Here is an 11,528-nt window from a genome sequence, read left to right on the forward strand (position 1 = left end):
TGGGACCCGCTTCTGCCGGTACGGTTTCCGCTACCGGTGGTTCGCTGGCACCCGTCCGTGTGCGTCCAGCCTGATGTCGGCGTTCGGCAACGCGATGCCCGGTCGTCGCCTCCCTCGCTCAAGGCTTGCTCACGAAGCCCACCATTTGCGGCACGGCACAAGTGGTGCCATGCCGGGAGCCCTTGACTCGCTTGGTGGTCCGACCAGCTCCGTTTCATCTCCGCCGCCGCCCCAGATGCCGTCGCGAGATCAGCGCCGGAGGAGCCCGGTCGGCATTAGTCGTCGCGTGACCGCAATCGTGAGATCGCGTGCGCGGTCCCTACGGCGCACTTGCCGGGTGCTTTCGGGACGATCGTCGATGAAACCTGCAGGCCATTCCACGGATTTGCACAGAACCGAATGAATCACGTTCGTCGCCGCCACATCCGGTGACCATTTCGCCACCTACATCACGTACGGCATACAGCGCGCTGACGACTCTGCGCATCACTGCCTACCCGCACCGACCGAGAGACCAACCCGAACGTGACGACGGCCGTTCAGCATCCAGCCGATCACCGCGTTCCCGCTTCCAGCGGCTCGGCTGTACCTGGGATGGCGCGCGGGCGCTTCGAGTGATCGGCTGGGGCACTGCCCACCGGCCCTGGCCCGCTCACTGCCGTCGTCGAGGCGACAGTGAGCGTCGCCGATCAGGACAATCCAGCTCCGGTGTTCATCCCCAAGACTCGTTCAGCACTCGCGGCGGCTGGTGCACCGCTTCTCCTTCTTCTTCGGCACGTCGGCGGGTTTCCGCTTTGCCGAAGAACTTTCAGGCAGGTCCGAGGGGGCGGCCTCAGCGTCCGGAAGTGCGTTCGACGGTTGGGTGACGCCCTGGCAGGCCGGAATGGCCGCCGGCTCCATCGGTTTCATCCCGTGGCGGCGAAGCACTATGGCCGTGGCACGTTTGACAGCTTTCTGGGCGTTCCCTGGAAGTTTGGCGGCCATCTCGCAGATCGCCGCGTGAACAGTGTCCTTGATGTCCAGGGGAAGGGGTGTGTCAGCCGCTGGTGCCGGTGAGGCCGCTGTCAGGGGTGCGGTGGCTTCCGCCAGCGGCGTGTCCCCGGCCGGTCGTGTCACGGGCTGTGCGGGTGCGGCGTGCGGTCGCGCGGAATCTCCCGCGGACGGCACCGCGACCGCTGCGGCGGCGGGTTGCGGATCGACGGCGGTCATCGACGCCGGAGGCAGGTCCTGGACTCGATCGGGCTCGGACACCGTGCCGACGGGGTTCGACGGCAGTTGAGCGGCGATGCCGTGTTCATAGCCGTGGGCGAGCGACAGCACGGTCGCGACGTAGGAGGCGGAGTGGTTGTAGCGGAACACCGCGGCGCGGGCCCCGGCATCGGTGCGCAAGTCGCCGCCACCGGCGCACAGGTAGCCTGCCGCGGCCAGGGCGGCGTCGTGGATGTTGTTCGGGTTCGCTGTCCCGTCACCGTTGCCGTCGGCGCCGGCTGCCCGCCAGGTCGAGGGAAGGAACTGCATGGGCCCGACTGCCCGTTCGTACACCGGGTCACCGGTCCACTTGCCGCCGTCGGTGGCCCGGATCAGTGCGACGCCGGGCCTGCCGTCCAGGGGTATACCGCGGATGGGTGGGCTGGGATACCCGTCGGCCCCCAGCGTCGCGCCGCCGAACCGGCCGTGGTTGGACTCGACTCGCCCGATGCCGGCCAGCATCGACCACGGCAGCCCGCAGGACGGGTCGCGGCGGGCCATCAGCGAGGCGGCGTTGGTGTAGGCGGCCAGCGCGGTGTCGGGGATACCTGTCGCCGACACGGTCGAAGGCGCGGAGGAACCGGATTGGTGGGCCGCGACCAGCTGGATCCGGGGTGCGACGGGGTCGGGCATCCCGGCAGGCGGCGGTTGCGTGGCGAGGTCGGGTTCCGGAACGACCGGTACCCGGTCGGCTCCCAGCGGGTGGCTGGGGGCGGCGCTGTTGTCGACGTGGTCGATCCGGCTGGGCGGGCCTGAGGTGACAGCGCCGGCGATGAGCACCGCGGCCACCGCGCAGGCGCCTGCCGTTCGCTGCCGGTACTTGCCAGCGGTTCGCGACCGTGTGCTTGTCATTGCCGATCTCTCCGTTTCGCTAGGAAGCCGTGCTGGTGAAACCTTTGGCGCGGTGAGCGAGTGTGTTCTCCCCGCCAGGGCAGGCGGGGAGAACACACTCGGCCGGTCAGGTGCGTCGTCGGCGGCGGCGGGCGACGAGCAGCATCAGCGCGCCTCCGCTCAGGAACCACAGGCACACTCCGGCGAGGCCGTACACCGACATGGGCAACCCGGTGTTGGCCAGCGGCTTCACCGGAGGGTGCGGTGCCGGCGGCGTCACCGGAGGTGTCGGAGGAGGTGGCGGCGGTGTCTTCTGGTTCAGCCGGGTCACTTCCAGTGCCTTGCCGGAGTTGGCGTCGGTCAGCGTGTGCGGACCGCTGATCGCTTCGGCGGGCAGAAGGTACCCGGCAGGTGCGGACACCTCCTGGAGGTAGTAGTCACCCAACTGCAGATTGCGGAAGTCGCACACACCTTGCGCGTCGGTCTTGCACGGGTCACCGACCTTCGTGTCCGGAGCCGGGCCGTCGACCTTGAGCCCGCCACCGTCACCGTTGGTCTTCTTCCACAGCTGGAACACCGCACCAGGCAACGGCTTGCCGTCACCTTCGCTCTTCTTCAGGAGGCGGATCTCGCCGACCTTCGGATTGTTGACGACGGTGACGCTGACGCCCTTGGCGAAGTTGTCCTTGGTGAGCGTGAGCGGTCCGAGAATCGTCGGTTCCGCCAGTGCGTACCCCTCGGGGGCCTTGGTCTCTTGCCAGTAGTAGGTGCCCAGCGGCACGGTCTCGGTGCAGACGCCGTTGGCCGGTGTCGTGCACGGGTCGCCGATCTTCGTGTCCGGGTTCGGACCGTCGACCTTGAGTCCGCCACCGTCACCGTTGGTCTTCCGCCACAGCTGGAACACCGCACCGGCCAACGGCTTCCCGTCCTTGTCCTGCTTCAGGACAGTCACCGCGCCGGTGGCGAGCGTGTTGACAGCGGTGACCCGCACACCCTCCGTGTGGTTCTCCGCGGTCAGGGTGAGCGGTCCGAAGATCGCCGGGTCCGGCAGCAGGTAGCCGTCCGGAGCCTTGGTCTCCTGCCAGAAGTAGGTGCCGAGCGGTTGGTTCGAGGTGCAGACACCGTCCGCGGCCGTGGTGCACGGGTCGCCGACCTTCGTGTCCGGGTTCGGGCCCTCGACCTTCAGGCCACCACCATCGCCGTTGGTCTTCTTCCACAGCTGGAACACCGCGCCAGGCAACGGCTTCCCGTCCTTGTCCTGCTTCAGGACACTGACCGCGCCGGTCATAGGCTGGTTGACCGCTGTGACGCTGACGCCCTTCGCGTGGTTCTCGGTCGTGAGCTCCAGCGGCCCGAAGATCGCCGGCTCGGGCAGCAGGTAGCCGTCCGGTGCCTTGGTCTCCTGCCAGAAGTAGGTGCCCACCGGCACCGTCTCCGAGCACACGCCCGACTCCGGAGTCGTGCACGGGTCGCCGATCTTCGTGTCCGGGTTCGGGCCGTCGATCTTCAGGCCGCCGCCGTCGCCGTTGGTCTTCCGCCACAGCTGGAACACCGCACCAGGCAACGGCTTGCCGTCCTTGTCCTGCTTCAGGACGGTCACCGCGCCGGTGGCGAGGGTGTTGACCGCTGTCACCCGGACACCTTGGGTGTAGTTGTCCTTGGTGAGCGTCAACGGTCCGAAGACCGCGGGGTCCGGCAGCAGATAGCCGTCCGGTGCTTTGGTCTCTTGCCAGAAGTACTCACCGAGCGGCTGGTGCGAGCTGCAGATGCCGTCCGCGCCCGTGGTGCACGGGTCGCCGATCTTCGTGTCCGGGTTCGGGCCGTCGATCTTGAGGCCACCACCGTCACCGTTGGTCTTCCGCCACAGCTGGAACACCGCACCAGGCAAAGGTTTGCCGTCCTTGTCCTGCTTCAGGACACTGACGTCACCCATCATCATCCGGTTGACAGCGGTCGCTTTGACGCCCTCGACGTAGTTGTCGGCGGTCAGCTCGAGGGGACCGAAGACCGCCGGGTCCGGTAGCAGATATCCGTCCGGTGCCGCGGTCTCCTGCCAGTAGTACGTGCCGAGCGGAACCGTCGCGCCGCACAAGCCATCCGGCCCCGTGGTACAGGCCGAGCCGACCTTCGTGTCCGGTGTCGCGCCATCGGACTGGAGACCGGGTGTGGTGTTGGTCTCTCGCCACAGCTGGAACACCGCGCCCGGCAAGGGTTTGCCGTCCTGATCCTGCTTCAGCACGCTGACTTTGCCTTCGGGTTGGTTGAACCCGAAGTCGTAGGTGTGGTTGTTCTCCCCTGGCCCGCCGGTCGTGACGGCTTTCTCGGGGAACCTTCCCCCTGCGGGTACCACGCCGTCACTGTCGATGAACCGGTTCGGGCCGGCGTCGTTCTTGGTCACGTACCACTGGTGGAGCGGGCCACCCGGCTCGTAGTCCTCCGGCTTGTCCACCTTGATCGTGTACTGGGTGCGGGGCAGGAGGCCGCCGGGGACGTTGGTGTTGTCGAAGTAGTACTCGCCGCGGCTGGTGGTCACTGTGGTGCTGACCAGCTTGCCGGTCGCGTCGTAGAGCCGCACCGTCGCCCCTGGCACCGGCGGTTCGCCGGGATCCTGGATTCCGTCCTTGTCGACGTCGTACCAGACCCGGTTGCCGATCTGCAGCGGCGCCTCGTCGCACAGCACCTCCAGGTCCGCCATCGAGGCGCCCTTGCCGAAGCTGCTGCTCAACTGGTTGCCCGACCTGGCCTCCGGGGGACGGCTGCCGTCCCGGTTCGTCCAAGCCGTGCCACCGGTGAAGGTGGTCCCGATCGGGTCGATGGCCGAGCTGGCGATCGTGGTCTCGACCTTGGACAGCGCGATACCGGAGAACAGGGCGTTGAAGTGGAAGCCCGTGCGCTGCTGGTCGTAGAAGCCGGCGCCGCGGGTCGTCTTGCCGCACCCCATGTTCTCGGCCATCACGAACTTGCCGGTCGAGTCGGGGCACGCCCGGCTCAGGGCGCCGCCCGCGGACGGGGTGAGCAGGCCGCCGCCGGCGACCGCGCGCTGGCCCTGCCCGATCTGGTCGGCGTAGCGGTCACGGAAGCCGAGGATCAGCGAACCGTCGGTGTCGACCACGACGTCGGCGAGCATGGGTTCCGGGTTGGACGAGTACGTGTTGCCGCAGGTCACGTTCCCCTGCTTCAGCGGAATCGTGTCCGACCAGGGGAACCAGGCGTCGCCCTTGCACGGGGCCACGGTGTAGGTGACGGGGCGGGGGTAGTCCAGCTTCTGATCCATCACGACCGAGCCGAAGGCCTCCGCGGCGGGATCGAAGGTACGCACGACCGCGCGCAGGTCCGCGCGCTGCTGGCTCGATTCGGCCGAGCACACACCGCCGACATAGACGACGCCGTCCTGCACTCCCAGCCCGTAAGGCCGCCAGTCACCGGCGGCCGCGCACGGGGTGTCCGGGCCCGGAATGGCGTAGCTGGCCTTCGGAGCCGAAGCGGTCGGCTGTGTCGCGTCGTACCGGTACAGCTTGCGGTCGGCGAGATTGACCACGTACAGGTCCTTGCCGTCCTCGCTGACCTCGACGTCGCCGAGGGACTCCTTGGCCACATGAGGCGCGAACGCGAGGTCCATGTCCGTGGCGAAGTCGTGTGGCGTGCCCCCGGCGCCGGGGACCGTGGTGAACAGCGACGTGGCGTTGGTCTTGGTGTCGGTGCGGTAGATCGCACCGGCGCCGGAGGGCCCGTAGGCCGATCCCCGGTGCGCGGTGGCGCCACTGAAGATCCATTTCTTCTGTTTGCTGTATCCGATCCCGTACAGCGCGCCGGTGTCGGCGTGTGTGGCGAGGTCGGTCGTCTGATTGTTCACTCCCCTGGCGTTGTAGGGGAAGGACACCAGCGTCCGCGACGTCGCGGGTTCGGGGGTCACGTCGTTGCGGATACAGGCGGTGACCAGCGTCGCGTTCTTCTGGCAGTAGTCGCCTGGGTTCCAGAATCCTGTGGTGTAGGAGACGTTCTTGCCGCCCGAGAGGTCCACGAACTCTTCGGTGCTGCTCAGGTTGCCCGGTGCGTTGTCCAGGCCTGCGCGGTCCGCGAACGCCGAGAAGAACAGGTCCGGTTTCGGGTTCATCACCTGGACGCGATACTTGCCCCCGGCCAGCGGGCTGCCGGCGGGTGACAGGGTGACCGTGCCGTCCGCGGCGGTCGTCCCGGAGATCGTGGCGCCCGCGTCGTCGGTCAGGTTGACCGTGACACCGGACATCCCCGGCTCGAGCACGGGGGTGTACTTGCCGGAGTCGTCCACCGCCCGGACCACCCGCACGGTCACGGTTCCGTCGCCGTCCGCCCTGGGGCCCGCTACCGCCTGGGCGGCGGTGACCCCGCCGACCAGCCCCGGCGCGGCGGCCGACGCGAGGGACAAAGTCACGATCGCCAGCCGCTGAAGCCACGACAGCGCGCGCGGTTTTCGGCGCGATCCCGTGTTTCGCGACGCAGGGACGGAGTAGGTCATCGCATCACATCCGATGTCGGGTCAGAGGTCTGACTTCGGCAAGGCAAAGCCGGCGCATCCGCAGGCTTGACTACTGCCTGGACGTATGCCACGCGTGAAGAGCATGCCCCCAGGCAAGATCAACACGCCATTCGAACAGGCCTCTTATCGAACAATCCCACCCTATCGAGTCAGCTCGAACACTATTTCGAAAGAACCGTCCGCGCCGGACTGAAACGAATGATTTTCGGGTCGGAAAACAGGCCCTTTCATCCCCGAAAACGCGAAAAGGACTCTAGTGCTCGGCCCGATACCAGGCCGGCGTCACCTGGATTGCCAGGGATTCGCCGGGACCTGCCCCGCCCGCCGGGGAAATCGATCACCAACGCACCGTCGAGATCCGCCAGCTGCCTGGTGACCCGGCGCAGCCCGCCGATGTCGTCAATCCAATAGGTCAGCGGGGATTGCCCGGAATCGGCCGCCGACCTCGGCCGAGGACCGGCGAACACCCCGTAGGGCTTGCCGTCGATCACTTCACCACGCAGCCACTGAGGTCCCTGCTCGGCCAGGACCTGCGCGTTGTCCGGCCGATCCTGTCCCATGAGCATGGACAACCGCAGGGCGGAGTCCAGAGGATCGGTCGTGAACGAGCGTGGCGACCATTCCGTGGGACGCATGGTTCCCGCGGCGACGAGCGGATCGGCCTTTTTGCCCGGAGCGACCGCCAGCCCCCTGTCGTCCCACGCCACCAGACCCGCTGACGAGCCGGCGAACTCGTAGGAACCGACAGCGCGGTGCCGGCGGTAGTCCACGACTCCTTCGACCACGACCGTGTTCCCCGCCATCGGGGCCTGCACGCGCACTCGCACGGGGCTGCTCTGGAAGGTGGTGTACCGCGCCATCGCCAACCGCGCGGCTTCGTCGAGAGTGACCGGCCGCGGCGCCGGTTCCGCACGCGGCGTCAGCGCCCACACACCGCCCCCCACGACGGCGACGGCCACCAAGGCGCCGGCCAGCCACCGGAGTCGTCGAGACCGCCAGTTCATGCGCACCTCATTCCGATCGGCGATGTCACCGCGTGGCGGGCAACGGGTAGGCACCCGGATCCACCGGACCCGGCAGATCCACCGCCGCCCGCCGCGGGGCATCGGGACCGCCAGGCAGGCGTGGCTGCGCGGGAGGCTGCGGCAAGCCGCGGAAATCGGCACCCGGCGGTGCCGTGACTGCGGCCGGTGCCGGGCCTGCCGGGCCGCCGAGCCGGTTCGCCTTGCCCGCCGCGGCGAGGACCAGATCGGTGCCGTTGCCGGTCACCAGGCTGTCGGTGACGGTGTTGCCGTCGGCGGCATAGCCCTGAACGTCGCTGATGATGATCCCCGCCGCCGTATTGCCCTTGACCAGGTTGCGGACCACGGTGTTCGCACTCCCGCCACCGATCCCGATGCCGACGCCGAACCCGCCGTCGGCTTGCGCCGGGCTGTGTGGATCGTTGTTGTCGGTGACGGTGTTGCCCGCCAGCACCGCGCCGTGCTGCGGCGCCAGGGATTCGAAGTCGTTGGAGTTGACGGTGACGCCGACCCGGTTGCGGACCGCGCGATTGCCGAGGAACCACAGGTTCTCCGACGCGTTGGTGACCTCGATGCCCACCGCGTTGTGCTCGACCAGGTTGTCGCGCACGACAGTGTTGCAGGGACGGCACTGGCCGACGTAGATCCCCGAGTCGGCCTGGCCCGAGGCGTAGGAGTTCTCGATGATCCCGTCGCGGGCGTCGAAGGAGTAGATCCCGTACAACGCGTTGTTGTAAGCCGTCACGAAGGAGGCGCGAAAACCTTGCAGTGGCGGGAAACGCTGCGGGTCGAGCGGGTCGTAGTGAGTGCCCCCGGCACCGGGTCCCTGCAGCTTCCGGTCGGTCACGCCGGTGAACAGCACGCCGTTGGCCAGGAACCGTCGCACTGTCAGGTTCTCCACCACCGACTGGGCTCCCGTGACGGTGATGCCGTTGACCTTCGTGAAGTCCCCGTCCACGACGACGGCGTTGCGATCGACGCCCCGCAGGACCACCCGCGGCGTGGTCATGGTGATGCTCTCGTGGTACTCCCCCGGCCCGACCAGGACCAGGTCACCCGGCTGTGCGGCATCCAATCCCTGCTGGATCGTCTTGGCATCCTCCGGAACACGGATGACTCCCGGACTCGAGTGCGCGACGGGCGTCGTGCCGTCGCCGGCGCACCCCGCGGACGACACCGCGACAAGTGCGGCGAGAACGATCCCCGCCGGACGTCGCCATCGTCGACCAGACCTGACCATGTCGACCAAAACTTCCCGTTGCTCTCGCCACGAATCCGGACAAAGGCATCTGAAAGAGGCCATGCTCGGCCCCCATTCCCCGAATCGGTCCGCGATGTCCTCGAGTTGAGGTGAAACGGGAGACGAACACCCGAATGGGTAAGACTGGCCTGCCACATCGGTCTCGATTCGGCAAGTGCTCCCCCGCAGGATAATGTTCGACCGGCGCGAATCCCCGGCCCGATTTCAGGAAATTCCTTCATGTCAGAGGCTTCACCGAACAGGATGACGACAGGACGCCGGGCTTTTCTGCTCGGCGCGACAGCGTCGGCCGCGGGCTTGGGTCTAAGTGCCTGCTCCTCGGGTGAGTCGCGTACGCCCCCGCACACGCTGCCTTCCTTCCGGGGCCTGCACCAGGCGGGCATCCTCGACCCGGCGCCACGCAGCCTCCTGTTCGTGGCTCTCGACCTGTCCGGCGGGGCGGACCGGCGAAGCGTCGACCGGGTGCTCGAAGACTGGTCACACGCCATCGAGCCCGCGACACGAGGCAACCCGGACGCACCGGAACTGGCAGGCCTGGACACCCTGGGGCTGACCGTGACAATCGGCGTAGGACCGGGACTGCCCGACCGGATCGGCCTGACCGCCCCCAAGGAACTGGCACCGATCCCCGCCCTGCCCGGCGACCGGCTGCAACCCGACTTCTGCGGCGGCGACCTCGCGGTCCAGATCTGCTCGAACGACCCGCTGGTGTCGCTGCAGACCGCACAGGCACTCACCCGGCTGGGTCAAGGCGTCCTGACCACCCGCTGGCGACTACCCGGATTCACCCAGCCGGGACCGGCGACGCCGCGCAACGCGTTCGGGTTCAAAGACGGGACAGGGAACCCGCGCACCGCCGCCGAAATCGGCGACGCCGTGTGGATCACGGACGGCCCGTGGCGGCACGGCACCTTTCTGGCCGTACGCCGGATCCCGATGGACGTCCAGCGTTTCGCCGCCTTGCCGACGCACCAGCAGGAAGCGGTGATCGGCAGCAGGCGGGACACCGGCGCACCGTTGACCGGGCGCGACGAATTCGACGAGATCGACCTGTTCGCCAAACACCCCGACGGCACCTACGTACTGCCCGTCGACGCGCACAGCCGCCGGGCGCACGCCCGGTTCGACGGCGGCCGCCAGATGCTGCGGCGAGGATTCACCTACTCGTCGGGAAACGACGAGACCGGACTGCTGTTCCTGGCCTTCATGAAGGACCCAGCCCTGTTCACCAGGGTCCAGACCCGGCTCGCCGAACAGGACGCCCTCAACGCCTTCATCCGGCACACCGGCTCAGCGGTGTTCCTGATGCTGCCAGGCACCGGCGACGGCTCCGTCCTGCGCCTGCCCGGCTGATCAGCGCCCCGCCGCCATCGAGCCGGACGTGGTCGTCACACCTCTTGCGGCAACGGTGGTACGCGCATGGGGACGGGCATTACCTTCGCCGCGGCCCACTGCTCGTGCAGACGTATGATGTCCGAAACGGGACTTCCGCTCGATCTCGTGAGGTCGCCGTCGAGATCAGGCCGGTCCTGTATCTTCGACCGCTCGTTCCGACTGACCTGGCGGACAGGGGATTCCATGCGGCTCGGGCTCAATCTGGGGTATTGGCGAACAGGGTACGGGGTGGAGTACCTCGACTTGGCGACGGTCGCCGACGATCTCGGGTTCTCGTCGGTGTGGGTTTCAGAGGTCTTCAGCTCGGACGCGGTGAGCGTCGTGTCCTGGATCGCGGCGCGCACCCGCCGGGTGGACGTGGGGACCGCGGTGATGCAGATCCCGGCGCGGGCACCGGTGATGACGGCGATGTCCGCGGCGACGGTGGACGCGTTGTCGTCGGGGCGATTCCGGTTGGGGCTCGGTGTGTCCGGTCCACAGGTCTCCGAAGGGTGGTACGGGGTCGGCTTCGACCAGCCGCTGGCACGGACCAGGGAGTATGTGGCGGTCGTGCGGGCGACTTTGGACCACTCCCCCTCCGTCCACGCCGGTCCGCACTATCGCCTGCCGCTGCCCGACGGCGCGGGCGTGCCGTTCGTGCTGGGCGTGCCTTCGGTGCGGGAACGCGTCCCGGTCTACCTCGCCGCGATCGGACCTCGAAGCCTGGAGTTGGCCGGGGAGATCGCCGACGGCTGGCTGGGCTTGTTCACGTCTCCGGAGTTCGTCGTCAGGCAGGTCGACCGCATCCTCGCGGGCCGCGCGCGCGTCGGCGGGACGCTCGAAGGGTTCGACGTCGCGGCCACCACGCCGCTGGTCGTCGGCGATGACGTCCGGGCATGCGTGGACGCGGTGCGCCCCTTCGCCGCGCTCTACCTCGGCGGTATGGGCAACCGGAGGGTGAACTTCTATGGCAGGCTGGCCGCCGAGATGGGATTCGGCGCCGAGGCTGCCAGGGTGCAGGAGCGCTTCTTGGCGGGGCGCCACGACGAGGCGATGGCCCTGGTGCCGCCGGAGTTCGTCGACGCGACTTCCCTGCTGGGGCCGCCCGGCCGGATCGCGGAGCGGATGCAGGCATTCGCCGAGGCGGGGGTGACCACGTTGAACCTCGCGGTGATGAAAACCGATCAGGGCGTGGCACGGTGTGCTCGCGCGATGCGGACCGCCGCGGAGGCGTTCGAGTCCGCCGGACTGGCGTGACGTGCCGTCGGACTCGCGG

General features: G+C 68.2%; 6 protein-coding genes. 2 read left to right on the plus strand and 4 right to left on the minus strand.

Annotation, left to right across the window (positions count from 1 at the left end; translation table 11 throughout):
* Positions 1–729 precede the first annotated feature (729 nt).
* From AMYAL_RS0135630 to AMYAL_RS0135645, 4 genes are all read right to left on the minus strand, one after another.
* Entirely contained in the window at positions 730–2,100 is a 1,371-nt protein-coding gene (locus tag AMYAL_RS0135630) for a lytic murein transglycosylase (RefSeq protein WP_039794645.1), read from the minus strand.
* 106 nt (positions 2,101–2,206) lie between these two features.
* Positions 2,207–6,490: a SpaA isopeptide-forming pilin-related protein gene (locus AMYAL_RS0135635; protein WP_167336179.1), complete on the minus strand. Its 4,284-nt coding sequence runs from the start codon at positions 6,488–6,490 to the stop codon at positions 2,207–2,209.
* A 332-nt stretch (positions 6,491–6,822) separates the two neighbouring features.
* Positions 6,823–7,599 carry a hypothetical protein gene (locus tag AMYAL_RS0135640; protein ID WP_020636083.1) on the minus strand — a complete coding sequence of 259 codons (777 nt, stop codon included), beginning with the start codon at positions 7,597–7,599 and terminating at the stop codon, positions 6,823–6,825.
* Positions 7,600–7,624: 25 nt separating this feature from the next.
* Positions 7,625–8,794 (minus strand): right-handed parallel beta-helix repeat-containing protein, encoded by a 1,170-nt coding sequence (locus AMYAL_RS0135645; protein WP_020636084.1) that lies wholly within the window; start codon positions 8,792–8,794, stop codon positions 7,625–7,627.
* Between the two features lie 327 nt (positions 8,795–9,121).
* Between AMYAL_RS0135645 and AMYAL_RS0135650 the strand changes: the two genes are divergently transcribed.
* Positions 9,122–10,231: a Dyp-type peroxidase gene (locus AMYAL_RS0135650; RefSeq protein ID WP_020636085.1), complete on the plus strand. Its 1,110-nt coding sequence runs from the start codon at positions 9,122–9,124 to the stop codon at positions 10,229–10,231.
* A 225-nt stretch (positions 10,232–10,456) separates the two neighbouring features.
* Entirely contained in the window at positions 10,457–11,509 is a 1,053-nt protein-coding gene (locus tag AMYAL_RS0135655) for an LLM class F420-dependent oxidoreductase (protein ID WP_026467723.1), read from the plus strand.
* The last annotated feature ends 19 nt before the right edge of the window (positions 11,510–11,528 follow it).

The sequence above is a fragment of the Amycolatopsis alba DSM 44262 genome (assembly GCF_000384215.1).
Classification (GTDB): Bacteria; Actinomycetota; Actinomycetes; order Mycobacteriales; family Pseudonocardiaceae; genus Amycolatopsis; species Amycolatopsis alba.